Origin of the sequence: Roseomonas marmotae (assembly GCF_017654485.1) — a bacterium.
Taxonomy (GTDB): domain Bacteria; phylum Pseudomonadota; class Alphaproteobacteria; order Acetobacterales; family Acetobacteraceae; genus Pseudoroseomonas; species Pseudoroseomonas marmotae.
Window position 1 is genome coordinate 2381482 of the sequence record NZ_CP061091.1, and the last position, 26493, is coordinate 2407974.

Annotated in this window: 20 protein-coding genes and 1 tRNA gene; 6 read left to right on the forward strand and 15 right to left on the reverse strand. The window is 68.6% G+C overall.

Translation table 11 applies throughout. From position 1 onward, the window contains the following. Positions 1-50 precede the first annotated feature (50 nt). Complete coding sequence (mfd, locus tag IAI58_RS11300; RefSeq protein WP_207447444.1) at positions 51-3512, reverse strand: transcription-repair coupling factor; 3462 nt, start codon at positions 3510-3512, stop codon at positions 51-53. Next, on the reverse strand, positions 3509-3823 hold the full coding sequence (locus IAI58_RS11305) for an FAD assembly factor SdhE (RefSeq protein ID WP_207447446.1): 315 nt from the start codon (positions 3821-3823) through the stop codon (positions 3509-3511). Before IAI58_RS11305 ends, mfd begins: the two co-directional genes overlap by 4 nt. Before the next feature lie 34 nt (positions 3824-3857). Between IAI58_RS11305 and recG the strand changes: the two genes are divergently transcribed. From recG to IAI58_RS11335, 6 genes are all read left to right on the forward strand, one after another. Next, complete coding sequence (gene recG / locus IAI58_RS11310) at positions 3858-5939, forward strand: ATP-dependent DNA helicase RecG (protein WP_207447448.1); 2082 nt, start codon at positions 3858-3860, stop codon at positions 5937-5939. A 99-nt stretch (positions 5940-6038) separates the two neighbouring features. Beyond that, positions 6039-6767 carry an ABC transporter ATP-binding protein gene (locus IAI58_RS11315; protein ID WP_207447450.1) on the forward strand — a complete coding sequence of 243 codons (729 nt, stop codon included), beginning with the start codon at positions 6039-6041 and terminating at the stop codon, positions 6765-6767. Further along, the gene (locus tag IAI58_RS11320) at positions 6767-7498 is read left to right on the forward strand and encodes an ABC transporter permease (RefSeq protein ID WP_207447451.1); all 732 of its coding nucleotides are present in this window, start codon (positions 6767-6769) and stop codon (positions 7496-7498) included. Before IAI58_RS11315 ends, IAI58_RS11320 begins: the two co-directional genes overlap by 1 nt. A gap of 4 nt (positions 7499-7502) precedes the next feature. Then, positions 7503-9467, forward strand: a complete 1965-nt coding sequence (locus IAI58_RS11325; protein ID WP_207447453.1) for a GldG family protein — start codon at positions 7503-7505, stop codon at positions 9465-9467. Positions 9468-9480: 13 nt separating this feature from the next. Further along, on the forward strand, positions 9481-10506 hold the full coding sequence (locus IAI58_RS11330) for a DUF4340 domain-containing protein (protein WP_207447454.1): 1026 nt from the start codon (positions 9481-9483) through the stop codon (positions 10504-10506). Beyond that, complete coding sequence (locus IAI58_RS11335) at positions 10503-10949, forward strand: NUDIX hydrolase (RefSeq protein WP_207447455.1); 447 nt, start codon at positions 10503-10505, stop codon at positions 10947-10949. The genes IAI58_RS11330 and IAI58_RS11335 overlap by 4 nt, the downstream gene beginning before the upstream one ends. Before the next feature lie 6 nt (positions 10950-10955). On the opposite strand, the gene IAI58_RS11340 is transcribed toward IAI58_RS11335, so the two are convergent. The 13 genes from IAI58_RS11340 to ssb form a co-directional block, all read right to left on the reverse strand. Then, positions 10956-12395, reverse strand: coding sequence for a glycosyltransferase family 39 protein (locus IAI58_RS11340; protein WP_237182844.1), 1440 nt, complete (start codon positions 12393-12395; stop codon positions 10956-10958). After that, on the reverse strand, positions 12392-13477 hold the full coding sequence (locus tag IAI58_RS11345; RefSeq protein ID WP_207447456.1) for a glycosyltransferase: 1086 nt from the start codon (positions 13475-13477) through the stop codon (positions 12392-12394). Before IAI58_RS11345 ends, IAI58_RS11340 begins: the two co-directional genes overlap by 4 nt. A gap of 48 nt (positions 13478-13525) precedes the next feature. Continuing rightward, positions 13526-13636 carry a DUF2474 family protein gene (locus tag IAI58_RS11350; protein WP_207447457.1) on the reverse strand — a complete coding sequence of 37 codons (111 nt, stop codon included), beginning with the start codon at positions 13634-13636 and terminating at the stop codon, positions 13526-13528. Then, a complete protein-coding gene (cydB, locus tag IAI58_RS11355) occupies positions 13636-14700 on the reverse strand; it encodes a cytochrome d ubiquinol oxidase subunit II (RefSeq protein ID WP_207447458.1) in 1065 nt (354 codons plus the stop codon). The genes IAI58_RS11350 and cydB overlap by 1 nt, the downstream gene beginning before the upstream one ends. 11 nt (positions 14701-14711) lie before the next feature. Beyond that, positions 14712-16151 (reverse strand): cytochrome ubiquinol oxidase subunit I, encoded by a 1440-nt coding sequence (locus tag IAI58_RS11360; RefSeq protein ID WP_207447459.1) that lies wholly within the window; start codon positions 16149-16151, stop codon positions 14712-14714. 99 nt (positions 16152-16250) lie between these two features. Beyond that, positions 16251-16323 (reverse strand) — tRNA-Lys (locus IAI58_RS11365). Between the two features lie 71 nt (positions 16324-16394). Further along, positions 16395-16970 carry a peptidylprolyl isomerase gene (locus IAI58_RS11370; protein WP_207447460.1) on the reverse strand — a complete coding sequence of 192 codons (576 nt, stop codon included), beginning with the start codon at positions 16968-16970 and terminating at the stop codon, positions 16395-16397. Positions 16971-16978: 8 nt separating this feature from the next. After that, positions 16979-17506, reverse strand: coding sequence for a pantetheine-phosphate adenylyltransferase (gene coaD, locus IAI58_RS11375; protein ID WP_207447462.1), 528 nt, complete (start codon positions 17504-17506; stop codon positions 16979-16981). After that, positions 17499-20201 carry a DNA gyrase subunit A gene (gyrA, locus tag IAI58_RS11380; protein WP_207447646.1) on the reverse strand — a complete coding sequence of 901 codons (2703 nt, stop codon included), beginning with the start codon at positions 20199-20201 and terminating at the stop codon, positions 17499-17501. The genes coaD and gyrA overlap by 8 nt, the downstream gene beginning before the upstream one ends. 174 nt (positions 20202-20375) lie before the next feature. Continuing rightward, on the reverse strand, positions 20376-22172 hold the full coding sequence (locus tag IAI58_RS11385; protein ID WP_419555777.1) for a fructose-specific PTS transporter subunit EIIC: 1797 nt from the start codon (positions 22170-22172) through the stop codon (positions 20376-20378). A 34-nt stretch (positions 22173-22206) separates the two neighbouring features. Beyond that, positions 22207-23163 carry a 1-phosphofructokinase family hexose kinase gene (locus IAI58_RS11390; RefSeq protein WP_207447466.1) on the reverse strand — a complete coding sequence of 319 codons (957 nt, stop codon included), beginning with the start codon at positions 23161-23163 and terminating at the stop codon, positions 22207-22209. After that, positions 23153-25648 carry a phosphoenolpyruvate--protein phosphotransferase gene (gene ptsP / locus IAI58_RS11395; RefSeq protein WP_208775929.1) on the reverse strand — a complete coding sequence of 832 codons (2496 nt, stop codon included), beginning with the start codon at positions 25646-25648 and terminating at the stop codon, positions 23153-23155. The genes IAI58_RS11390 and ptsP overlap by 11 nt, the downstream gene beginning before the upstream one ends. 101 nt (positions 25649-25749) lie before the next feature. Then, the gene (ssb, locus tag IAI58_RS11400) at positions 25750-26274 is read right to left on the reverse strand and encodes a single-stranded DNA-binding protein (RefSeq protein ID WP_207447470.1); all 525 of its coding nucleotides are present in this window, start codon (positions 26272-26274) and stop codon (positions 25750-25752) included. Positions 26275-26493: the final 219 nt, after the last annotated feature.

Sequence of the window (26493 nt, forward strand, 5' to 3'; positions counted from 1 at the left end):
CTCTGGCCGGTAGAGCCGACCACCAAAAGCGGTCGCGGCGAAGGCCGCGTTCAGGCGGCCTTCCTCACCTGCCGCGCGACCTTCGCCAGCGACGCCAACATGTCCCTGCTCGCCCGGACGCGTGTGGGCAGATCCATCTCCCGCACCATGGCCAGCTTATGGTCCGGCCGCAGCTTCACCAGCCCCTTCTGCGCCGTCACCCATTCCACCAGCCCTGCCGGGTTGGCGAAGTTGTTGCGGCGGAAGGTGATAACGATGCCCTTGGGGCCGGCATCCAGCTTCTCCACGCCCGCCTGGCGGCAATGGTGCTTGATGGAAACCACCTGCAACAGGTTCTCCACCTCCGGCGGCAGCGGGCCGAAGCGGTCCGCCAGTTCAGCGGCCATGGCTTCCACTTCCGCATCGCCGGCGAGGCCGCCGATGCGGCGGTACAGGCCCAGCCGGACAGGCAGGTCGGAAACGTAGGTCTCCGGGATCAGCACGGGCAGGCCCAGGTTGATCTGCGGGGTCCAGTCGCGGTCCTCAATCTCGCCACGCCTGCCCTGGCCGGCTTTCAGGTTGGCGACCGCCTCCTCCAGCATCTGCTGGTAGAGTTCGATCCCGACCTCCCGTACATGGCCGGACTGCTCGTCACCCAGCAGATTGCCGGCGCCACGGATGTCCAGGTCATGACTGGCCAGGGTGAAGCCGGCGCCGAGGTTATCCAGGGTCTGCATCACCGCCAGCCGCTTCTCGGCGGCAACCGACAGCCGCTGGGTGGCAGGCCAGGTCAGGTAGGCATAGCCACGTTGCTTGCCACGCCCGACGCGCCCACGAAGCTGATAGAGCTGCGCGAGCCCGAACATGTCGGCGCGGTAGATGATCAGCGTATTCACTGCCGGCATGTCCAGCCCGCTCTCGACGATATTGGTTGCCAGCAGGATGTCGTATTTGCCGTCGCCGAACTCGGTCATCACCCGCTCGAGTTCGGTAGGCGAGAGGCGGCCATGGGCCTGCACGGTCCGCGCCTCCGGCACGATCTCGGCCAGGCGGGAGGCCATCTTCGGCAGGTCCTCCAGCCGCGGCACCACGCAGAAGATCTGCCCGCCGCGGAAGCGCTCGCGCTGGATGGCCTCCCGCACCACCACGGCATCAAAGGGCATGATGAAGGTGCGCACGGCCAGGCGGTCCACCGGCGGCGTGGCGATGACGCTCATTTCTCGCACGCCCGTCAGGGCCAGTTGCAGGGTGCGCGGGATCGGCGTGGCCGTGAGCGTCAGCACATGGACATCGGCCTTTAGCGATTTCAGCCGCTCCTTGTGGGAGACGCCGAAATGCTGCTCCTCATCCACGATGACCAAGCCGAGATCGGCGAAGGTGATGCCCTTGGCCAGCAGCGCATGGGTGCCGACGACGACATTGATCGAGCCATCGGCGAGCCCCGCCTTGACCTGCGCTGCCTCCTTGGCCGTGACCATGCGGGAGAGCTGCGCCACCTTGACGGGCATTCCCGCGAACCGTGCGGAGAACGTGCGGAAATGCTGGCGGGAGAGCAGTGTAGTCGGCACCACCACCGCCACCTGGGCGCCGGTCATGGCGACGACGAAGGCGGCACGCAGGGCGATCTCGGTCTTGCCGAAGCCCACATCGCCGCAGATCAGCCGGTCCATGGGCCGGCCGCTGGCCAGATCCTCCAACACGTCCGCGATGGCGCGCTGCTGGTCCTCCGTCTCGGCGAAGGGGAAGCGGGCGCAGAACTCGTCCCAGGCTCCTTCAGGCGGCGTTGCGAGCGGCGCCTCCTTCATCTGCCGCTCGGCGGCGACGCGGATCAGCTGCCCGGCCATGTCGGCGATACGCTGCTTGGCCTTGGCCTTGCGGTTCTGCCAGGAAGCGCCGCCCAGCTTGTCCAGCGCCACCCCGGCACTGTCGCTGCCGAAGCGGGAGAGCAGCTCGATATTCTCGACCGGCAGGAAGAGCTTGTCCCCGCCGTCATAGATCAGCCGTAGGCAGTCATGCGGCGCGCCTGAGACCTCGATGGTCGAGAGGCCGTCATAGCGGCCGATGCCGTGGTCCTGATGCACCACCAGGTCGCCCTCGGCGATCTCCGTCGCATCGGCGATGAACTGGTCGGCACGCTTCCGGCGGCGCGGCGGGCGGGCGATGCGGTCGCCCAGCAGGTCCTGCTCGCCGGTCAGGGCGATCGCCAGCGCCTTCTCATCCGCCGGGCCGATGAAGCCGCGCTCCACGCCCAGCACCGCCAGCGCCACCACACCGGTGGGCAGCTTGCGGGCGGCGGACCAGTCATCCACGGTCTGGGCGGGAACCTTGTTCTCCCGCAGCAGGTTGCCCAGACGCTCACGCGACCCTTTGGTCCAGGCAGCGAGCACCGGCCGCAAGCCCTGCTTGGCCTGCGCCTCTGCCTGCTCGCGATAGGCGGCGAAGACATTCTCTCCCGCCGTCCGCACCTCGGCATAGAGCCGTCCGGGCCGGCCGCCGGCCTCGATACCCTCGGCGCCGTCAGCCTTGGGGAAAGGGTCGAAGCGCAGCAGGGGTCCGCCGGAGAGCATGGCGTCCCAGCCGCGCCGGTCCAGGTAGAGGCGGCCTGGTGGCACCGGCCGATAAGGCACCTCCCCATCCCGTCCGGGCCCCTTGCGGGCTTGGTAGTGGTCCTCGATCATCTCGAGGCGCGCTTCCAGCGCGTCCTCGGCTTGGTAGTCGAGGCTGACGGAGGCGCCGGGAATATAATCCAGCAGCGTCGCCATCCGTTCATGGAACAGCCCGGCCCAGTGCTCCATGCCTGGGTGGCGCCGGCCGGCGGAGATGGAGACGTAGAGCGGATCATCCCCCGCGGCCGGGCCAAAGAGATCACGGTAGCCACTGCGGAAACGGGCGATGGAGGCTTCGTCCAGAACGACCTCGCCCACCGGCCGCAGCCATAGCTCCTTGATTTCCTGACCGCTGCGCTGGGTCTCGGGCGAGAAGCGGCGCAGGCTCTCGATCTCATCGCCGAAGAGGTCAAGCCGCACCGGTTCCGGCTCGCCCGCCGGATAGAGGTCCACGATCCCGCCGCGCACGGAGTATTCGCCCGGCTCCATCACCGTGGCGGTGCGGCCGTAGCCATTGGCTTCCAGGAATCCCGCCAGCTTCTCCGGCCCGATGCGCCCGCCCTTCTTCAGGTGCAGCGTGGCATCGGCGAAGGTCTCCGCGGGTGGGACCCGCTGCACCAGCGCATTGACGGTGGTCAGCACGATGCGCGGCTTGCTGCTGCCCTCCAGCAGCCGGGTCAGGGTGGCCACCCGCTCCGCCACCAGCTCCCCGTTCGGGGAGACACGGTCATAGGGCAGGCTATCCCAGGCGGGGAAACTCAGGACCTCGACGCCGGGGGCGAAGAAGGCCAGGCCATCCTGCATCCGCGCCATGCGGGCGTCGTCGCGGCAGACATGCAGCACATGCCCCTTCGCCTCCGCGCGACGGCGCGCCAGCAGCAGCGCGTCGAAGCCCTCGGGTGCCCCATGAACCGTGAGCGCGGTCATCCGCGGCGGGCACCCTCAGGCAGGCCGGCGCCGGAACGGGAGCATTCCTCGGCCATACGGGAGAGCATCGGGGTCATCACCTCCGCAGGGATCGGGCTGCGGCCGGTGAGCCATTCGGCCAGGTCCACATCCAACAATTCCAGAACCCCTTCCAGCTCGTCGAGTTCCGCTTCGCTGAAGCTGGCGATATGCCGCGCGACGAAGCGGCCGATCATCAGGTCGGCTTCCTTGGTGCCGCGGTGGTGCGCCCGAAACAGCAGCCGGCGGCGGCGCGGCGAAAGCTCGGGGTGTGGGTTGTCTTGATCGGACATGTCGGCGCCTCCGGAGGCTGGCATATAGAGGGCGATGGGAATCGTGTCAGCCCAAGTGGCGGAACAAGATCGGAACTTCGTGCTTTTCGCACCCCTGAGCAGCCTGCCGCTCCCCGAGGAAAAGGTGAAGCGGCTTGCCCAGGCGGTGGAGGGGGAGCGCCTGCTCGACCTCCTGTTCCATTTGCCGGAACGCTATCAGGACCGCCGTTCCGCCCAGGCTCGCGAGGGGGAGGTAGCCACCCTGCCCGTCCGCATCCACCGGGTCTGCGCCCCGCGCGGCCTTTCACAGCCATGGGTCGTGCAATGCGACTCCCGGGCGGGGGCCCTGGACCTGATCTATTTCGGCCGCCAGCGCTGGCTGGGCCCCTGGCTGGAGCGCCACTACCCGGAAGGGTCGGAGCGTCGCGTCTCGGGCAAGCTGAAGCTGTTCCGTGACCGCTGGCAGATGGACGCGCCGGACTATGTATCGCCACCGGACACCATCCCGGAGGTCCAGCCGGTATGGCCGCTGGTCAAGGGGCTGGGGCAGAAGGACGTCGCCAAGGGCATGGCGGCCGCACTGGAGCAATTGCCCGGATTGCCGGAATGGCATGATGCCCCGCTGCTCGCGCGGCGCCGCTGGCCGAGCTTCGACCTGGCGCTGCAGCTGTTGCAGGCCCCGGCTGAGCTGCCGGAGGAAGCGCCCGGTGACCGGCTGGCCTATGACGAACTCCTCGCCGGGCAACTCGCCATCGGGCTGGTGCGGCGGACCGTGATGCGGCGCCCCGGCCGCCGCCTGCTGGGCGACGGGCATCTCCGCCGGCCCGCCCTCGCCGCCTTCGGCTTTCCTCCCACCGAGGCACAGGTGAAGGCCGTGGCCGAGATCGATGCCGATCTCGCGGCCCCTACCCGCATGCTGCGCCTGCTGCAGGGCGATGTCGGCTCGGGCAAGACCCTGGTGGCTCTGCTGGCCATGCTGCGGGCGGTGGAAGGCGGCGCCCAGGCGGCCATCATGGCCCCCACCGAGCTGCTCGCCCGCCAGCACCTGCGGACCTTCCAGCGGCTGGCCGGCGCCGCCGGGGTGGAATGCGTCCTTCTGGCCGGATCGGTGAAGGGGAAGGAGCGCAAGCGGGTGCTGGCCGGTCTGGCGGATGGCTCCATCCCGCTGGTGATCGGCACGCATGCCCTGATCGAGGACGGGGTGGTGTTCCGTGACCTCGGCCTGGTGGTGGTGGACGAGCAGCACCGCTTTGGCGTCGCGCAGCGGCTGGCGCTGACGGAGAAGGGTACCACGGATGTGCTGGTGATGACCGCCACGCCGATCCCCCGCACCCTTTTGCTGACCCAGTGGGGGGAGATGGCCACCAGCCGCCTCAGCGGCCGCCCCGCCGGGCGGCAGCCGATCGTCACCCGCATCATCAGCCGTGACCGGCGGGGGGAACTGACCACGCGCCTGCGCGCCGCCTTCGCGGCGGGGCACCGCGCCTATTGGGTGGTGCGCGCGGTGGAGGAAGGCGAGCGCCATGACAACGTGGCGGCCGAGACCACCTATGCCGAACTCGCGGCCATCTTCGGAGACAAGGTCCGGCTGGCCCATGGCGCGCAGAAGCTGGAGGTGCGCGAGGCCGCGCTACAGGATTTCGCCGCCGGCCGGGCCCAGCTGCTGGTGGCGACGACGGTGGTGGAGGTCGGCGTTGACGTGCCGGAAGCGACCATCATGATCATCGAACAGGCGGAACGATTCGGTCTGGCGGCGCTGCACCAGCTGCGTGGGCGTGTCGGGCGGGGCTCGGCACAGTCCTTCTGCCTGCTGCTGCCCTCCGCCGAACTGAACGACTCCGAGCAGCGCAGGCTCTCTGTGCTGCGCGACACGGAGGATGGCTTCGTCATCGCCGATGCCGACCTGGAATTCCGTGGCGGCGGAGATGCCCTCGGCATGCGCCAGGCCGGCCATATCGGCCGCCGCCTGGTGGACCCGCAGCGCCATGCCGGGCTGATCCGCATGGCGCATAAGGACGCGGAGTTGCTGTTGCAGAAGGACCCGACGCTGTCCGCCACGCCGCGCGGGCGTGCGGCGCGGCTGCTGCTGTCAATCTTCAGCCATGACCTGACCCTCGCCCCGCTCGCCGCCGGCTGAGACGGTTCGATACCCGCCAAGGGGTTGCAAAGCCCCCTTCCCGGTATAAACCCGCCTGTGCCGTATTCCGGCTCATCGCCATTGCAGGGGTTCTGCCGCTTGTCCGCCCTGATCGAGATCGACCGCCTCAGTAAACGTTTCGGTGCCTTTACAGCCGTGGACGATGTGTCCTTCCAGGTGGCCAAGGGAGAGGTGCTGGGGTTCCTGGGCCCGAATGGTGCCGGCAAATCCACCACCATGAAGATGCTGGCTGGCTTCGTGACCCCCAGCAGCGGCACGGCCCGCATCTGCGGTGAGGATGTGGTGGACCGCCCGGTGCCCGCCAAGCGCCACCTGGGTTACCTGCCGGAGGGCGCGCCCACCTATCCCGAGATGACCGTCCTCGGCTTCCTGGGCTTCGTCGCGCGGCTGCGCGGCTATCGCGGATCGGAAGCGCGGGACCGCGTGGCCCATGCCATGCGGTTGACGACGCTGGAAGGCGTACGCCTGCAGCCGATCGAAACCCTGTCGAAAGGCTTCAAGCGCCGCGTCGGCCTCGCGCAGTCACTGCTGCACGATCCGCCGGTGCTGGTGCTGGATGAGCCGACCGATGGCCTCGACCCCAACCAGAAGCACGAGGTGCGGAAGCTGATCGCGCAGATGGCGCCGGAAAAGGCGATCATCATCTCCACCCACATCCTCGAGGAAGTCTCGGCCATCTGCACCCGCGCGATCGTCATCGCGCGGGGCCGCGTGCTGGCCGATGCCAGGCCGGTGGAACTCGCCCGGCGCGGCCCTTCCCTCGATGCGGTCTTCCGCGACCTCACCATGCCGAAGGAGAGTGCGTGATGGGCGCCACCCTCACCGTCGCGCGGCGGGAGCTGGCGGGGTATTTCGCCACGCCCGTCGCCTATGTGTTCATCGTCATCTTCCTGGTGATGTCAGGCGCGCTGACCTTCACGCTCGGCAATTTCTTCTCACGCGGCACGGCCGACCTCTCGCCCTTCTTCGGCTTCGTGCCATGGCTGTTCCTGTTCCTGGTGCCCGCCATCACCATGCGGCTCTGGGCGGAGGAACGTCGCCTCGGCACCATCGAGCTGCTGCTGACCCTGCCGCTGACGCAGTGGCAGGCGGTCGTCGGCAAGTTCCTGGCGGCCTGGGCCTTCTGCGCCATCGCGCTGGCGCTGACCTTCCCGCTGGTCATCACCGTCAACTACCTCGGCAACCCGGATAACGGCGTCATTGCCGCCGGCTATGCGGGCTGCCTCCTCGTGGCCGGCGCCTTCCTGGCGGTGGGCGCCGCGATCTCCGCGCTGACGAAGAACCAGGTCATCGCCTTCGTGCTGGCGGTCGCCATCTGCTTCCTCTTCACGGCCGCCGGCAGCCCCGTGGTGACCGAGTTCCTCTCTGTCCGCATCCCGGAGCTGGCGGAGGTGGCCCGCGGCCTTTCGATCAGCGAGCGGCTGGGCGGCTTCTCCCGCGGCGTCATCTCGCTGCCGGATCTGGTGTTCTTCGCCAGCTTCATCGGCTTCTGGCTCTTCGCCAATGCCGTGATCGTGGACCATCGGAAAGCGGATTGAGGCCATGAGCACCACGACCACCACGGGCCAGCATCCCGCCCGCCCCGGCTCCCGCCGCCTGCTGACCTCCGCGGGCGGCCTGGTGGCCGCCGCGGTTCTGGCGGTCTCCGTCAATATCCTGGCCGACCGGCTGCTATCGCGCGTGCGGCTCGACCTGACGGAACAGCATCTGTACACGGTCTCCGACGGCACGCGGCAGGTGCTCTCCGGGCTCCAGGATCCGATCACCCTGCGGCTCTTCTACACGCGCAGCCTGGGCAGTCAGGTTCCGGCCTTCGGTGCCTATGCCGACCGTGTGCGGGAGATGCTGCAGGAATACGCCGCGCTGTCCGGCGGCAAGGTGAAGCTGGAATACCTGGACCCCGAGCCTTTCAGCGAGACCGAGGACCGCGCGCTGGCCTACGGCCTCCAGGGCGTGCCCATCGATCAGTCGGGCGAGCAGGTCTATTTCGGCCTCGCCGGCACCAACCTGCTGGATGACGAGAGGGTGCTGCCTTTCCTCCAGCCGGACCGCGAGCGCTTCCTGGAATACGACCTGACGCGCCTGGTCTACGAGCTGTCGAATCCCAAACGGCCGGTGATGGGCGTGCTCTCCGCCCTGCCGCTGAATGGCGACCCGCGCGCGATGATGATGCGCGTTCCGGGCAGCGGGCAGCCTTATGCGGTCGCCAACCAGCTGCGCCAGTTCTTCACGGTGAAGGACGTGGCCGGCGACGCGCAGGTGATCGACCCCGACGTCCAGGTCCTGATGGTGGCGCAGCCGCAGGGACTTTCCGACGCCACGCTCTACGCCATCGACCAGTTCGTCATGCGCGGCGGCAAGCTTTTCGTGCTGACCGATCCGCATAGCGAGGGGCAGGCCAGCCGCCCCGGCCCGACCGGCCAGCCGCCGTCCGACACCAGCTCCAACCTTGACCGGCTGCTGAATGCCTGGGGCATCGAGACGCCGAGCGACAAGGTGGTGCTGGACCTGCGGGGTGCATGGCGCGTCCGCGCGGCGCCCACGGACCGGGTGCAGACGGTGGATTACCTCGCATGGTTCAATGCGACCGGCAATTCCCTGAACCACTCCGATGTGGCGACGGCCGATCTGCAGCAGCTGACCTTCGCCTCGGCGGGCGAGGTGCTGAAACGCGAGGGCGCTGGTATCGAGATGACGCCGCTGGTGACCAGCAGCGACCAGTCCATGCTGATCGACGCCTCCAGCGTGCGCCAGGCTCCCAATCCCTCGCAGATCCTTGCTGGTTTCAAGCCAGATGGTCAGCGCCGCGTTCTGATGGCGCGGGCGCGCGGCATCCTGGACAGCGCCTTCCCTGAGGGGCCGCCGCCGCTTCCCGAGGGCGCCGAACCGCGCCCCGCCGATTTCCCCGCGCACCGCGCCCGCAGCGACGGCCCGGCCAATCTGGTCATCGCCAATGACAGCGACGTGCTGGAAGACCGCTTCTGGGTGCGGCTGCAGGATTTCTTCGGCCAGCAGGTCGCGACACCCTTCAGCGACAATGGCTCGCTGGTCGCCAACCTGGCCGACACCCTGGCCGGCGGCGATGCCCTTATCGGATTGCGCTCGCGCGGTGAATCGCTGCGCCCCTTCGGCGTGGTGGAGGATATCCGCCGCAATGCCGAGGCCCGCTACCGGCAGACGGAGCAGGCACTGACCCAGCGTCTGGAGGCCACGCAGCGACGCCTGCGGGAACTGCGCCAGGGCACCTCGGCCGGCGGCGACCGCAACCAGGCTCAGAACACGGTCATCACGCCGGAGCAGCGGGCCGAGATCGACCGCGCGCGGGAGGAGATCGTCTCGACCCGCCGGCAACTCCGTGGCGTGCAACTGGAGCTGCGTCAGGATATCGAGCGGCTGGAAACCGTGCTGCGTGTCGTCAATATCGCACTGGTGCCGGCGCTGCTGACACTCTTCGCCATCGGGCTGGCGCTGGTGCGGATGCGCCGCCGCGGCGCGGCGCGAACCTGAGGGAGGGCTGGGAATGAAACGCCGATCCCTGATGCTGCTGGGCGGTGCCGCCGTGGTGACCGCCGGTGCCGCCACTCTGCTGGTCCTGGACGGGCCACAGAGCCCGCCGGAAACCAGCAGCGCACCGCTGATGTTCCAGAACCTCGCCAGCCGCCTGAATGGCGCCGCGCGGATCGAAGTGCGGCAAGGCGATAAATCCGTCGCTGCCACGCGTCGCGATGCCGAAACCTGGGTGCTGCCCGAGACGCAGGATTACCCGGTGCGGCCCGAGAAGGTTCGCGAGCTGCTGGTAGGCCTGACCGAACTGCGCCTGACGGAGCGCCGTACAAGCGATGCCGCGATGCTGGACCGGCTGGGCCTCGAAGACCCCGCGCAGCCAGGCAGCACCGCAGCGCTGCTGCGCGTGCTGGATGGCAGCGGCAGCCCGATCGCCGAACTGGTGGTGGGCCGTCGGCGGATGCGTACCCAGGGCGGCGTGCCGGAGAGTGTCTATGTTCGCCGCCCTACTGAGACGCAGGCCTGGCTGGCCGAGGGCCGGCTGCCCCTGGATGCCGATCCGCAACTCTGGATCGACCGGGACATCGCCAACCTTCCCCAGGAACGTGTGCTGAAGGTGGAAGCGACCCACCCCGGCGAGGAGCCGCTGGTGCTGACGCGGGGAGAAGGCCCCGATGGGCGCATCTCCGTGACAGCACCAGCCGGGTCGCCTCCCGTGGAGGAAACGAGCCTGGACGATGTCGGCCGGGCCTTCGAGTTCCTGACGCTGATCGATGTACGGAAGGAAAGCGCCGTTTCCGGCCAGCCGCTGGGTGAGACGCGCTTCACCCTGACGGACAACCTGGGCATCACCGTTTCCGGACAGCAGGATGGCGATACGGTCTGGCTGCGTCTGGCCGCTGCCGGCGATGATGAGGCCGCACGGCTGAATGCCCGATGGCGCGGCTGGGCCTACAAGGTCGCGGACTGGAAGATGAAGGCGCTGCTGCCGCGCCTGCAGGATCTGCGAAAGCCTGAGCCGGCAGCCCCCGCCGCGCCATGAGCGGCCGCGAATACCCGGACCGCCCCTGGATCGGCGTCGGGCTCATCGCCTTCCACGGCCAGGATGTGCTGCTGGTCCGGCGAGGCAAGCCGCCCCGCATGGGCGAATGGTCCATCCCCGGCGGCGCCCAGTCCCTGGGCGAGAGGGCGGAGGATACCGCGCGGCGGGAGTTACGGGAGGAGGCGGGGATCGAGGTCGGCCCCCTCACCCTGGCCGCCGTCGTGGATGCCCTGGACTACGACGAGGCTGGACGTCCGCGCTTCCACTACACCATTATCGACTTCGCCGGCGAATGGACCGGCGGCGAGCCATGGGCGGGCGATGATGTGACGGAAGCCCGGTGGTTCACCCCGGAGGAACTGCCCTCCCTCGGCCTTTGGGCCGAGGCGCTGCGGGTGATCGAGGAAGGGCGCCGCCGGCTGGCCGGACTGCGCCCCGCCTAGAGCGCGTCAACGCCGCGAGGGAAGCAGCGCCAGGGGGGGATCGCCCGCCGAAACCAGCACGGTATGCAGCCGGTATCGTTCGGCCTCGATCCCGTCCCTGGCCCGCACGACCCCGCCGCTTTGCTGCGCACCCGGCCAGAGTGGCGGGCCACCCCGGCGCTCACTGCGGACCAGCAGCCCCACCTGCCCCGGCGGCGGTGACGGCAGCTCGAAGAGATCCCACCGGTCTCCCAGCGCCACGACCGGCGTGCCGGGCGGCAGGTGCAGCGCCAGTTCGCTGGCCAGGCCGTATTCCTCAGCCGCCACGAACTGCGCGCCCAGAGCCAGGCGCGCCTTATCCACCTCGGCGGCGAAGCCGGGCCATCCGCCCAGCCGCGCCAGCGTCGGGTCGCTGCGCCGGGGCAAGGGCACGGGCGAGAAGACGCCTTGCACCAGGGCCAGCAGCGTCACCACCAGACCGAAGGCGACCCCCGCCACCTTCCAGCGGCGCCAGCCGGGGCCAAGATAAGCCGCCGCGGCGATGCAGGCGGAGGGATAGAGGATGGCGGGCCAGTTTCCCTGCACCCGGCTGCCGGTGGCCTGCCACAGGAACAGCAAGGTCGCGGGCAGGGTGAGGCAGAGCAACAGGCCGGTCGCGGCGTCCCGCCGCCTCAGCCACGCCCGGAAGCCCAGAAACACGCCTACCACGCAGAACAGGAAGATCAGCGGCGTCGCCAGTGCGGCCTGGCCGCCGAGAAGTTCCCCCAGATAGCGCAGGGCGGAACCGGTGCTCTGGGCCCCTGCCCGCCCGCCCTGCTTGGCGAAGCTGACCCAGTCGTGCTGCGCGTTCCACCAGATGACCGGCGCGAAGCAGAGCAGCGCGATGGCCCCGCCGGCCCAGAGCTGCCAGCGCAGCAGCCAGCGCCGCATATCCGGCTGCACCAGAACCCAGAGCACCACGCCGAAGCCGAGCAACAGGGCCGTGTATTTCGACAGCAAAGCCAGCCCCGCGAAGGCGCCGAAGACAAGCCACCAATGGCCCTTGCCCGTGGCATGGAGCTTTGCCGCGGCCCAGAGCGCGGCGCACCAGAAGACCAGCAACGGCGTATCCGGTGTCATCAGCACCGAGCCGGCGGAGAACAGCAGGGTGGCGTTCAGCAGCGCAGCCGCCCAGGGGCCGACGGCGCGGCCCGGAAACAGTGCATCCCCCGCCCGCGCCAGCAGGATGGAGGCAGCCGCCAAACCCAGCGGCGCCAGCAGGCGGATGCCGAGTGCGTCGTCGCCCAGCAAACCCGTGCCCAGCGCCGTCCAGAGCGCGACCATGGGAGGATGGTCGTAATAGCCGGGTGCCAGGGCACGGCCCCAGACCCAGTAATAGGCTTCGTCAGGCGAGACCGGCAGCAGGGCGGCCGCGACAAGCCGCAGCGCGGTCAGCGCGGCCAGGGCCCAGAGCCAGCGCCTGTTCACCGCGCGCGCCAGACCAGCGTGGAGGAGACGGCGTAGTTCCACACGCCCGTCAGCAGCGCGCCCGCTGCACCCGCCCAGCGCCAGGCCGCAAGATCGTCCCGCAGCAGCAGGCTGGCGACGCCTACATTGGCCGCGGCGCCGAGGCCGCAGACGACATAGAACAGGATGAGGCCGCGCCAGAGGGCAGGCCCTCGCAGCTTCACATCGCGGTAGGTGATGCGGTTGTTCAGCACGAAATTCGCCGTCATCGCGACGAAGGTCGCCGTCCACTGCGCCGTGACGAAGGGCACGAAGCGGATGGCCACCGCCAGCACCACCAGATGCACGACGAGGCCGATGGCCCCCACCAGCGCGAAGGAGAGGAAGCGAAGTGGCAGCAGGCCGCCCAGCGCCTTATCCAGCAACAGGGCCACGAATTCGAGCAGAACGGTTGTGTCGAGCTTGGAATCGCCGGCCACGCGCGGCCGGAAGGCATAGGGCACCTCCACCACTCGCAGCTTCCGTTTCGCGGAAAGCAGGATGTCCACCAGGATCTTGAAGCCACGCCCCGTCAGGCGCGGCGCCAGTTCCTCGAAGACGTCACGGGGCAGCATGAAGTAGCCGCTCATGGGGTCTTCCACTCGCACCGGCAGCACGGCCCGCGCCAGTGCGGTGCCGCCTTCGCTGATGCGTTGCCGGAGCGGAGAGAAGCCTTCCGCCGCCCCTCCGCCAGCGACATGGCGGCTGCCGATGGCGACATCGCCCTGCCCGGCCTGCAAGGCCCGCAGCATCTTCGGCAGGATCGTCTCGTCATGCTGCAGGTCGCCGTCTATCACGGCTACGTAGGGGGCCGAGGAGGCCAGCATCCCCTCGATGCAGGCGGAGGCAAGGCCCCGGCGCCCGATGCGGCGGATGCAACGGATGCGGTCGTCCCGGGCGGCGAGGCCACGTGCGATGGCAGCGGTGCCGTCCGGGCTGTCGTCGTCGACAAAGATGACTTCCCAGGCGATGCCTCGCAACGCGGCGTCCAGCCGTTCCGCCATGGGGACGACATTCTCGGCCTCGTTGAAACAGGGCACGACGATGGTGAGCAAAGGCGGCATTTCGGGGGGGTGATTAGCCTTCCTGCCGCCGCACCGCCAGCCACTTGGCTAGGCAGTGCCCAGGACGGCCCGGATCAGCGTCGCCACGAGGGCAAGCGTCGCCACGCCCGCGACCCAGAGCAGGATGAACCAGCCCAGGCGGCGTAAGGCGGGCGGCATCAGTGATAGCCTTCGCCAATGCGCACCTTTCCGCGGAACAACCAGTAGGTATAGGCGGTGTAGCAAAGGATGATCGGGATCAGGACAGCCGCGCCCACCAGCAGAAATGTCAGTGACGCGGTGGAGGCCGCCGCGTCCCAGATGCTGATCGAGGGCGGCACGATATTCGGCCAGAGGCTGATGCCGAGTCCTGTATAGGCCAGGAAGAACCAGCCCAGCACACAGAGGAAGGGTGCCCCGTCCCGCCACCGGAAGCCACGGCCGGAAGGGTCGTGCGGTGCCGCGGCCTCCCATGCCTCGGTCTCCGGCACGGCGCGGAAGAAGAGCCAGGCCAGGAGCAGGACCAGCAGCGGCACCGGAGAGGCGGCGACGATGCCTGGGAAGGAGAACCACCGCTCAAAGAATGCCGGTTGCAGGAAAGGCATGATGAGGCTGACCAGGCCGATGCAGGCCAGGGTCGCCACGCCAAGCACCCTGGCGAGCCGCCGCGCCTTGGCGGCGATCGCGCCCTCGCTGCGCCAGATCATCCAGCAGGCACCCAGCAACCCGTAGCCGATCAGCAGCGCGACGCCTGTCAGCAGCGAAAAGGGCGTCAGCCAGTCCCACCACCCGCCGGCATAGCTGCGGTTTTCCACACGGATACCCTGCACCAGCGCACCCAGCGCGATGCCCTGGCAGAAAGTGGCGACATAGCTGCCCCAGCTGAAGGAGCGGTCCCACCAGAGCTGGCCCCACGCGGTTTCCGCCTTGAAGCGCATCTCGAAGGAAACGCCACGGAAGATCAGCGCCAGCAGCATCACCACCAAGGGCATGTACAGCGCCGGAAAGATGGTGGCATAGGCCAGCGGGAAGACGCCGTAGAGGCCCGCCCCGCCCATCACCAGCCAGGTTTCATTCCCATCCCAGACCGGCGCCACTGAATTGACCATGACATCCCGCTCCTCCTTCTCCTGGAACCAGGGGAAGAGAATGCCGAGACCGAGGTCGAAGCCGTCCATGCAGACGTACAGAAAGACAGCGGCGGCGATGATCATGGCCCAGACGAGCGGCAGGGCGTCTTCCATCTCCGGCCTCCCTAATGGCGTTGCTGCTGCGGGCGCGGATCGGCGCCGCCAGGCTTATGCATATGCGCGCCGGGCGTGATGCCGGCGGTGCGGATGGGCTCCGCATCCTCCGGCCCTTCTTCGGCGGGATGCGGCGGGTGAGAGAAGATCTTGAACAGGTAGAGCACCCCCGCGCCGAAGACGACGAAGTAGACGAGGATGAAGCCCAGCAGGGACGTCCCGACGGCGGGCGCCTGCAGCGGCGATACGCTGTCAGCCGTCCGCAGGAGGCCATAGACCGTATACGGCTGCCGTCCCGCTTCGGTCGTGATCCAGCCTGCCGTGACGGCGATCAGCCCTGACGGCCCCATGACCAGCGCGGCACGATGGAACAACGGCGTGTCGTAGAGCCGCCCTCGCCAGCGCAGCCACAGGGAAGTCAGCCCCAGCAGGGCCATCAATGTCCCCAATGCGACCATGACGCGGAAAGCCCAGAAGACCAGCGGGATATTGGTCGGACGCTCATTGGCGGGAACGTCCTTCAGGCCTGGGGTTTCCCCATTCCATTCATGGGTGAGGATCAGCGCGGAAAGGTGCGGGATCTCCAGCAGCACGCGCGTTTCCTCGGCCTCCGCGTCCGGCTGGCCCAGTACGATCAATGGCGCGCCCCGCTGGCGTTCCCAGTGCCCTTCCATGGCCGCGACCTTCTGCGGCTGGTACTGCAGCGTGTTCAGGCCGTGCATGTCGCCGATGAAGATCTGGATGGGGGCGACAATGGCCGCCATCCACATGGCCATGGAGAACATGATGCGGGTCCGCTCGTCGCGGTTGTTCCGCAGGAGGTGGAAAGCGGCCACGCCACCGACGATGAGCGCCGTGGTGAGGTAGGCGCCGGTGACGGTATGCGCCAGGCGATAGGGAAAGGAGGGGTTGAAGACGATCGCCCACCAGTCCGCCGGCATGAAGCGCCCGTCCCCGGCGATGCTGTAGCCCGCCGGGGTCTGCATCCAGGAATTGGCCGAGAGGATCCAGAAAGCCGAGAAGAGCGTGCCGACAGCCACCAGGAAGGTAGCCAGGAAGTGCAACCTGCGCCCGACGCGTTCCAGCCCGAAGAGCATGATGCCGAGGAAGCCGGCTTCCAGGAAGAAGGCCGTCAGCACCTCATAGGCCATGACGGGGCCAAGGACGTTGCCGGTCCTGTCCGCGAAAGCGGACCAGTTGGTGCCGATCTGGTAGGACATCACCACGCCTGAGACGACGCCCATGGCGAAGGCGATGGCGAAGACCTTCACCCAGTAGCGGAACAGGTCGAGGTAATGCGGCCGCCCGGTGGCAAGCCAAAGGGCCTCCAGCACCGCCAGGAAGCTGGCCAGTCCGATGGTGAAAGCGGGGAAGAGAAAATGAAAGGTGATCGTGAAGGCGAACTGGAAGCGCGCCAGATCAAGCGCCGACGGTAGCCAGTCCCAACTCATCATGACCTCCGGCCTCGGCACCGCCCTCGGCGGCTTCCAAGACAACGGGAACCGGTCAGTTCCGTTGCGTATAAGGTCAGTAATGGTTGCGCCAGGGTATGTGCCCGGTGGGACTCGAACCCACGACCCCATGATTAAAAGTCACGTGCTCTACCGGCTGAGCTACGGGCACAGAACAAGAAGGCCGGGCGGGAGAAACCCCGCACCGGCCCTTATGTCAAGACGACGGCCGAGGAAAAGACCTCAACCGGCGTCGGCGGCGATCTGCGCCTTGATCAGCTTGTCGGCCGGCGCGGGCACCATGCCGCTGCTGCCCTGGCCGCGCTTGATCTTGTCGACGGCTTCCATGCCGGAGACCACGCGGCCCCAGATGGTGTACTGGCCGTCCAGGCTCGACGCCGGGGCGAACATGATGAAGAACTGGCTGTTGGCCGAGTTCGGGTTCATCGTGCGGGCCATGCCGCACGTGCCGCGGATGAAGCGGGCCTTGGCTGGCGGGCTGAACTCGGCGGGCAGATCGGGCAGCTGGCTGCCGCCGGTGCCGGTGCCGGTCGGGTCGCCACCCTGGGCCATGAAGCCCTCCATCACGCGATGGAACGGGGTGCCGTCATAGAAGCCCTGGCGCACCAGGGTCTTGATGCGCTCGACATGCTTCGGCGCCAGCTCGGGCAGCAGCTGGATGGTGACGCGGCCATCCTTCAGGTCGAGATAGAGGGTGTTTTCCTTGTCCAGGGTGCCCTGGGCAGCGGCGTCGTTGGTATCGGTCATCATGATCCCCGTAGCGGCGATGGTACTGGCGAGAAGGGTGCGTCGCTGCATGCGCTTGGTCACTCCCCTGGATGCTGCTGCACACGCTCCAGCGTGCGCTGCAGCGTGAGACGCGGAACGAAGGTGCTGATATCCCCCCCGAGCCGCGCGATCTCCTTCACGAAACGGGAGGAGATGAAGTGGTTGCCTTCGCTGGCCATCAGAAAGACCAGCTCTATTTCCGGGTCCAGACGGCGGTTCATGCCGGCCATCTGGAACTCGTAATCGAAATCCGTGACGGCGCGCAGGCCACGTATGATCACCTGCGCGTCAACCTCCCGGGCGAAGGAGACCAGCAGGCTCTCGAACGGCACCACCTCGATGATGGTGCCGGTCCGTTTGGCGATGATGTCCGTCTCCGCCTTCACCAGCTCCACCCGCTCCTGCAGCGGGAAGAGCGGACCCTTGCCGGCATTCATGGCGACGCCAATCACCAGCCGGTCCAGGATGCGGGCGGCGCGGTTGATGATGTCCAGGTGCCCATTGGTCACCGGGTCGAACGTCCCGGGATAGACCCCGGTCCGCAGCCGCCGCGCGGTCTCAGCCATCGGTGCTGTCCGCCTCGTCCACGCCCTGCTCCTCGACGACGGTGAAGCAGGAGGTCACGCGCTCCCCGTCATTGAGGCGCAGCAGGGTCACACCCATGGAGCTGCGACCGGTGATGCGCACCTGATCCACGGGCATGCGGATCAGGCGGCCATTATCCGTGACCAGCATGACATCGTCCCCGGTGCGGACCGGGAAGGTGGTGACCACCTCCTTGCCCGTGCGGGACGAGAGCGTGACATTCACGATGCCCTGCCCGCCCCGGCCGGTGACGCGGTATTCATAGGCGGAGCTGCGCTTGCCGAAGCCGCCATCGGTGACGGTCAGCAGCACCTCTTCGGCATCCTCCATCGCCGCGGCCCTGTCGGTGGACAGCGCGATGTCGCCGGCAACCTCGGCCTCCTCCTCGGCCTCGACAGGGGCTTCCGCCTCCTCGCCGCCATTGCCGTTGCGGCGCTTCTGGGCTGCGAGCCTGAGATACGCGGCGCGTTCCTCGGCCGTCGCCTCGACATGCCGCAGCACAGACAGCGCGATCACCTCGTCGCCCCGGCCTAGCTTGATGCCGCGGACGCCGGTGGAATCCCGGCCGGCGAAGACGCGCAGCGTCTCCACATCCGCCACGAAACGGATGGCACGGCCCTGGCGGGTCGCCAGCAGCACGTCATCGCCCTCACGGCAGGTCGAGACGCCGATCAGGCTGTCGCCCTCATCCAGCTTCATGGCGATGAGGCCGGAGGAGCGGACGTTCTTGAAATCAGACAGTCGGTTGCGGCGCACATTCCCATGTGCGGTGGCGAAGACCAGGTGCAGGTTCTCCCACAGGCTTTCGTCCTGCGGCAGCGGCAGCACCGCGGTCACGCCCTCCTTCTCCTGCAGTTGCAGGAGCTGGCGCAGGGAGCGGCCACGCGCGGTCGGGCCGGCTTCCGGCAGCTTCCAGACCTTCTCGCGGAAGGCGATGCCCCGGCTGGTGAAGAAGAGCACCCATTGATGGGTATGGGCATTGAAGCTGCGGACGACCACGTCGTCCTGCCGTGTCCCCGCCGCGCTGCGACCGCGCCCGCCCCGGTTCTGCGCCCGGAAGACATCAAGCGGCGTGCGCTTGACGTAGCCGTCACGCGTCAGGGTAACGACCATCAGGCCAGGCTCGACGAGGCTTTCGTCATCCTGGTCGGCAATGCCGTCCACGATCTCCGACAGGCGGGAAGAGGCGATCTGGCCGCGCACGGCGATCAGCTCCTCGCTCATCAGCTCCATGCGGCGCGGATGGGAGGAGAGGATCTCCAGCAGTTCCCGGATGCGGCCGGCGACCTCATCCAGCTCGGCGCTGATCTTCTCCTGCTCCAGCCCGGTCAGGCGATGCAGGCGCAGTTCCAGGATGCCACGAGCCTGGGCCTCGGTCAGCTTGACCGTGTCATTGGCAATGATGTTGCCGGCGTCATCGACCAGCGCCAGCAGCGGCGCCACATGGGCGGCCGGCCAGTCGCGCGCCATCAGGGCAGCGCGGGCTGAGCCGGCGTCTGGGCTCTCGCGGATCAGCCGGATCACCTCGTCGATATTCGCGACGGCGATGGACAGGCCAATCAGCAGGTGTCCGCGATCCCGCGCCTTGCCCAGCCGGAAGCGCGAGCGGCGGAGGATGACTTCCTCGCGGAACTTGATGAAGGCCTTCAGGGCGTAGATGAGCCCCATCTGAACCGGCCGCCCCTCGTCCAGCGCCAGCATGTTCACGGCGACCGAGGTCTGCAGCTGCGTGTAACGATAGAGGTGGTTCAGCACCACCTCCGGCGTCGCGTCCTTCTTCAGCTCCACCACGATCCGCAGGCCGGAACGGTCGCTCTCATCCCGCAGGTCGCTGATGCCCTCAAGCTGCTTCGTGCGCACCAGATCGGCGATGCGTTCGATCAGCGAGGACTTGTTGACCTGATAGGGGATCTCGGAGATGGCGATGCAGCTGCGGCCGCCGCGCATTTCCTCGACCTCGGCCCTGGCGCGCAGCACGATGCTGCCACGGCCGGTTTCGAAGGCAGAGCGGATGCCGCTGCGCCCGATGATCAGCGCACCCGTCGGGAAGTCGGGGCCGGGGATGATCTTCATCAGCTCATCCAGCGGCGTCTCCGGCTCCGCGATCAGCTTCAGCGTGGCGTCGATGACCTCTGTTGGATTATGGGGCGGAATATTCGTCGCCATGCCGACGGCAATGCCGTTGGCGCCATTCACCAGCAGGTTCGGGAAGGAGGCCGGCAGCACGCGCGGCTCCTCCGCGCTTTCATCGTAGTTCGCCTGGAAGTCGATCGTGTCCTCGTCGATCCCTTCCAGCAGGGCTGCGGCGGATTTGGCGAGGCGGGCCTCGGTGTAGCGCATGGCTGCCGGCGGATCGCCGTCCATGCTGCCGAAATTGCCCTGGCCGTCGATCAGTGGCACGCGCAGCGAGAAGGTCTGCGCCATACGGACCATGGCGTCGTAGATCGCGCTGTCGCCGTGCGGGTGGTACTTACCCATCACGTCGCCGACGACACGGGCGGATTTCTTGTAGGGCTTGTCGTTGGTGAAGCCGTTCTCGTTCATGGAGAACAGGATGCGGCGATGCACCGGCTTCAATCCGTCCCGCGCGTCTGGCAGAGCGCGGGATACGATGACGCTCATCGCGTAGGCGAGGTAGGAGCTGCGCATCTCCTCCTCGATCGCGATCGGCATCATGCCTTCTGGCGACGGGTCATGGTCTTCCGGAACGGCAGAGCCGTTGTCGCTGTCGCTCACGTAGTCTTCCTATGGCAGCGGGGCGACGCCCGGAGGGGAGCACCCTCCGGCGTCGCCGGAATCGTCTCACCTTATACTCTGTACGCGCTCCGGAGCCAAATCCGCCGGTCGCGCTCAGGCCTCGGCCGCCGCTACCGGAGATCTGCGCCTCAGCAGGATCATGGCGATCGCCGTGACCACGCTGCCGGCCACGATGGCGAGCAGGTATCCGAGCGGATTGCCCACCGCGCCGGGAATGCCGACGACGAAGATGCCGCCATGCGGCGCCCGCAGGGTGCAGCCCATCAGCATGGACAGGCCGCCTGCCAGCGCCGAGCCCACGACCAGCGCCGGAATAACCCGCACCGGGTCCTTGGCGGCGAAGGGAATGGCGCCTTCCGTGATGAAGGCCGCGCCCAGGATGGCGGCAGCCTTGCCGGCATCCCGCTCCTCCTGGCTGAAGCTGTTGCGGGCGATGAAGGTGGCCAGGGCGATGCCGAGGGGCGGCGTCATGCCACCTGCCATGATCGCGGCCATCGGCGCGAAGGTGTCGGAGCCTAGCAGCCCGACGCCGAAGGCATAGGCAGCCTTGTTCACCGGCCCCCCCATGTCGGCGGCCATCATGGCCCCCAGCAGCAGCCCCAGCAGCACGGCGTTGGACGTGCCCATGCCCTGCAGGAACTGCGTCAGCCAGGAAAGCGCCGCGGCCATTGGCGTTCCGAGCACATAGATCATCAGCAGGCCGGTGATCAGCGAGGCCAGCAGGGGTATGACCAGGACCGGCTTCAGTCCTTCCAGGCTTTCCGGGAAGGGCAGCCTGTCCCGCAGGAAGCGCGCCACGTAGCCGGCCAGGAAGCCGGCGACGATGCCGCCCAGGAAGCCCGCCCCCACTGAATTGGCGAGTGCCCCACCGACGAAGCCCGGCGCCAGTCCCGGCCGGTCAGCGATGGAAAAGGCGATGAAAGCCGCCAGGACCGGCACCATCAGCGCCAGGGCGGATTGCGCGCCGATCTGGAACAGCGCCGCCGGCAGGCTGCCCGGCTCCTTGAAGGCCTCGATACCAAAGGCGAAGGACAACGCGATGCAAAGCCCGCCCGCCGTCACCAGCGGGATCATGTAGGAAACGCCGGTCATCAGGTGCTTGTAGACGCCAGGCGCCTGCGTGGCCTTGCCTGGCCTGGGGACGTCAGCCGCAGCGGAACCGCCGCCGGAGGCTGCCATTGGCTCGGCCGCCAGCGCCCGGTTGATCAGCCCCGGCGCATCCTTCAGCGCATCGCCCGTGCCCGCCATGACGATCCGCTTGCCGACGAAGCGGGAGGTATCGACGCCGGTATCAGCGGCAATGACCACCGCATCGGCTTCCGCGATCTCTTCCGGCGTCAGGGCGTTCCTGGCGCCCACCGAGCCCTGGGTCTCCACCCGCATGCCATAGCCCAGCCTGGCAGCGCCCTTCTCCAGCGCCGCGGCGGCCATGAATGTATGGGCGATGCCGGTGGGGCAGGCCGTGATCGCGACCAGCTTCCGGCCACCGGAGGCAGGCGCCGTCACGGGAGCGGCGACGGGAGCAGCCGGAGGAGGCGTGGCGACCGCTTCCTCCGCCCTGTATGGGAGAGCGACTTCCTCACGCTCCGGCAATGACAGGGCCCGGCGCAGGGTCTGTTCCGGGCGCCGGATGGCGTCGATGATAGTCGCGCTGGTCACGGTGCGGCCAGCGTAACGGGCCGCTCCCCCCGGTACATCGCCAACCAGCAGCACCGGCTCCGCTTCCCCAAGGGGGGCCTCGCCCTCGCCCGTATCCAGCAGCAATGCGTATCCGGCCCGTTCCGCCGCATCGCGCAGGGCCTCGGCCGCCATCTCGGCATGCGGCGCGCTGGCCGCGTAGCGGATGACACCAAGCAGCCGGGGTGCGGCGGATGAGGATTCTGACGACATGGGCTTCATCCCTGGCGAAAGGCCGCGTGGTGTCTCACAGCGCCTCGACCTCGGTGGCGGCGGCGAGGCGTTGAATCTCTTCAAGCCGGGGAACACCGCCCCCCATGGCCCCGACATCCCTCGATACTGCGGCGGCTGCGCAGCCGCTGGCCAGCCGGGCAGCCGCCTCGGCATCCAGATCCCGGGCCATGGCAGCAGCCAGCCCGGCCACCATGGCGTCACCCGCACCGACCGTCGTCGTCAAAGTCACCTTGGGCGGCCGGGCCCAAAGCATGGCTTCGGGCCATAGGAACAGAGCCCCTGCCCCACCATCCGAGACCACGACACGCTCCACGCCCCTCGCCCGTAATTCCAGCGCGGCCTGGATCAGGGCGGGACGGTCCGGCAGTGGCCGGCCCAGCAGGCCCGCCAGCTCCGCCCGGTTAGGCTTCACCAGCGCCGGGCCGGCGGCCAGGGCGGCCTCGAAGGCCGGGCCACTGCTGTCCAGCAGCAGCTTGCAGCCTCCGGCAGGCAGCGCTCGCATCAGGATGACCCATGCATCGGGGGGCAGGCCCTGCGGCAGGCTCCCGGCCAGCACGGCGATGCCCGGTGCATGGCGGGCCAGCCGGGCCCCAAGTTCCTCCAGAGACGCCAGGGAAGCGGGCGGGCCGGCGGGATTGATGTCGGTCACCTGCCCTGCCTCCGCCTCCACGAGCTTGACGTTGATACGGCAGCGTCCCGCCAGGGGGACGAACTCCGTATCGATGCCGAAGGGACGCAGGAACTGCCCGAAAGCCGGGATATCGTCCTGCCCCAGCAGCGCGGCGGCAAGCGGCGCCTCCCCGAGCACCGCCAGCATGACGGCCACGTTCACGCCCTTCCCAGCTGGCCGTAATTCCGCGGGTCCGGTGCGGTTCACCTCCCCCGGCCGCAGGCGGGGCATCCGGATCGTCAGGTCGAGAGCCGGGCTCAGCGTGACCGTGGCGATCCGGGACGTGGCGTCACGTTGCATCGGCCAGTTCCCGCAGGCCGGCCAGGCGCCGCACCTCGGCGGCGGTGCCGCAGTTCAGTGCCTGCCGCGCGACGTCCTCGGCCCTGGCCATATCCAGGGCCCGTAGCTGCGCCTTCAGTACCGCGACATTCGGGATGGAGACGGAGAGTTCATCCACCCCAAGCCCCAGCAGGATGGGAGCGGCCATGGCATCCGCAGCCATGTTGCCGCAGACGCCTACCCAGCGGCCCCGCGCATGGGCGGCACGCACGGTCATGTCGATCAGCCGCAGCACCGCCGGGTCCAATGCGTCGGATCGCGCGCCCATGGTCGGGTGCAGCCGGTCCACGGCCAGGGTGTATTGCGTCAGGTCATTGGTGCCGATGGAGAAGAAGTCCGCCTCTCCGGCCAACTGGTCGGCCATGACGGCGGCCGATGGCACCTCGACCATGATGCCGACTTCCACCCGCGGCGCCTCCAGCGCCGCGCGCTCGGCCTCGATCAAGGCGCGGGCAGCGTGCAGGTCTTCCAGCCCATCCACCATCGGCAGCATCAGCTTGATGTCGCCATGCCGCGCTGCCCGCAGCGCCGCGCGGACCTGTGTGCGGAAGAGTTGCGGCTCGGCGAGGGACAGGCGCAAGCCACGCAGCCCCAGGAAGGGATTGGCCTCGGCCGGATGCCGCACGAAGCGCAGCGGCTTGTCGCCCCCGGCATCCAGGGTGCGGAGGACCACCGGCAGGCCGCCGAAACCCTCAGCCAAGCGCCGGTAAAGATCGAACTGCTCCTCTTCCGACGGCGGCTCCGCACGGTCGTGGAACAGGAATTCGCTGCGGACCAGCCCGCTGCCCTCCGCCCCGGCGGCGACCGCCTCCGCCGCCTCCTCCGGCCGGCGGACATTGGCGGCCACCTCCACCCGCCGGCCGTCCCGCGTGACGGCGGGGCGGAAGGCGGCATGCCGGGCGGCGGCGGCACGGTCCCGTCCGCGCGCCATGGCGGCCTCGGCGGCGGCAAGGGCCATGTCGTCGGGGTCCGGATGCAGATAGCCATTGTCGCCATCCAGGACCACCGGCGTTCCGTCCGCCAACTCCAGCACGGCGGGTCCGGCGGCCACGACGGCGGGAATGCCCATGGCCCGAGCCAGGATGGCGGTATGCGCCGTCGGCCCGCCAGCGGAAGTCACCATGCCCACGACTTTCGCGGGGTCCAGGCTAGCGGTCTCTGACGGCGTCAGGTCTTCCGCCGCAACGACGGCGCGCTCCGGCAGCGCCGCGGCCTCCTCGTCAGGGCCGACGAGGTGGCGCAGCAGCCTGCGCGCCACGTCCTTCAGGTCGATGGCACGCGCGGCCAGTAATGCATCGCCCAGGCCCGCCAGCGCGGCAGCCCGGCTTTCCGTGGCGTCGCGCCAGGCGGCGGGGGCGGATGCGCCGTTGGCGATGGCGGCATGTGCCTCCGTCAGCAGCTCGGGGTCGTCCAGGAACTCGGCATGGGCCGAGAAAATCTCCGCGTGTTTGGCACCGATGCGGACGGCCATCTCCTGCGCCAGGTCCCGCAATTCCTCGCGCGTCGCCTGGAGCGCGGCCTCCAGCGCCGAGGTCTCGCCAACCGGGTCGGCGGAGGTCTCCGCGAAACCCGCGGCTTCCGACCGGAAGCGGTGCAGCACGCCGACCGCGACGCCAGGACTGGCCGGCAGGCCGGTAATCGAGCCCGGGACCAGCGATTGCCCTGGCTGCAACGGCGGCGGCCGGTCCGCCGGCATCGGCGGCTGTTCATCCTTGTCGCCCAGGCCTTCGGCGAAGCCGGCCTGCAACGCCGCCATGGCCGCCGCGGCATCCGGCCCCCTGATGGTCAGAAGAATCCGGGCACCAGGCCCTGCACCCAGTTGCAGAAGCGCGATCATGCTGCGCGCGTCGGCCTGCCGACCTTCGAAGGCAAGGGTGATGGTGGATTGGAATGTCTTCGCCAGTTGGGTCACGGCGCGCGCAGGACGGGCGTGAAGCCCGGCGGCGGCAGGAGCCTGGACCTCCGCAGTGAGGCCGCCTTCGGCCGAAGCGGCCACGGGTGCCGTGGCCTGCGGCAGCGGCGCGTCCGGGTCCAGGGCGCGCAGGATGTCCTGTGTGTCAGAGGTTTTGGCGAGGTGCCGGGCCAGTTCCTCGTCGCCCAGCACCTCCGTCAGTCGGCGCAACACGGCGATATGCTCGTCGCCCTGCGCCGCGATGGCGACGACCAGATGCGCCACGTCGTCGCCGTTCCAGCGCACCCCGGCCGGAACCTGCAGCACGGCGATGCCAGTTCGGGCGATCAGCCCGCGGTCACCGCGCTGCCCATGCGGGATGGCGATGCCATTACCCAGGAAGGTATCCGCCTCCCCTTCCCGCCGCAGCATGCTCTCGGCATAGCCGGGCTGAATGGCGCCCGTCTGCACCAGCAGCTCCGCAGCCTGCCGGATGGCGGATTCCTTATCCGGAGGGCTGGCATTCAGGCGGATGCGTTCGGCGGAAAGAATCACGGCGACGGAACTTCCTGTCATGCGATAGGCGGGCGAAGGCCCGACTATCCTGGACTGAAGCGGAACGCCGGCGCCGCGAAGGAGATGCCGCCAATTCGGATTCAGAACGGAATGTCGTCGTCCAGGTCGCTACCGCCCTTCGGCGCATCCCAGCCACTACGCTGCGGCTGCCGTGCCGGCGGGCGCTCGCCGCCGCCCGAGGAGCCGCGGCCGCCGCCATATCCACCGCCCTCGCCGCCGCTGAAGCCGCCTTCCTCACCCCCGCCAGCAGCGCCACCACGGCCGTCGAGCAGCGTCAGCTCACCGCCGAAATTCCTCAGTGTCACCTCGGTCGAATAGCGGTCCTGGCCCGCCTGGTCCTGCCACTTCCGGGTTTCGAGCTTGCCCTCGACATAGACCTTGCTGCCCTTGCGGAGGTACTTCTCCGCGATCTCGCCCAGCCGCTCGTTGAAGATGGCGACCGAGTGCCACTCGGTCTTCTCCTGACGGTTGCCCTCGCGGTCCTTGTAGTTCTCGGTGGTGGCGATACGCAGGTTCACCACCCGGCCGCCGTTCTGGAAATTCCGCACTTCGGGATCCCGGCCCAGATTGCCGATCAGGATCACCTTGTTGACGCTGCCGGCCATGCCGCCCTGTCCTTCGATGTTCTTGGCACCCCGCCCAGCCACGCCAGCGCCGCATCAGCGGGAATGGCGCAACCAGGGCAGGCCGCCCTGTGTCACGTTTCGGTGCGCGATGCTCCGCACCAAGCCAAACTAGCGTTCGCACCGGGGCGCGGCCAGTCCCCCTGGGCTGGCCTTGTCACCCGCCCAAGGCTTACCACTTCACGCCCTTCGGGATCGATG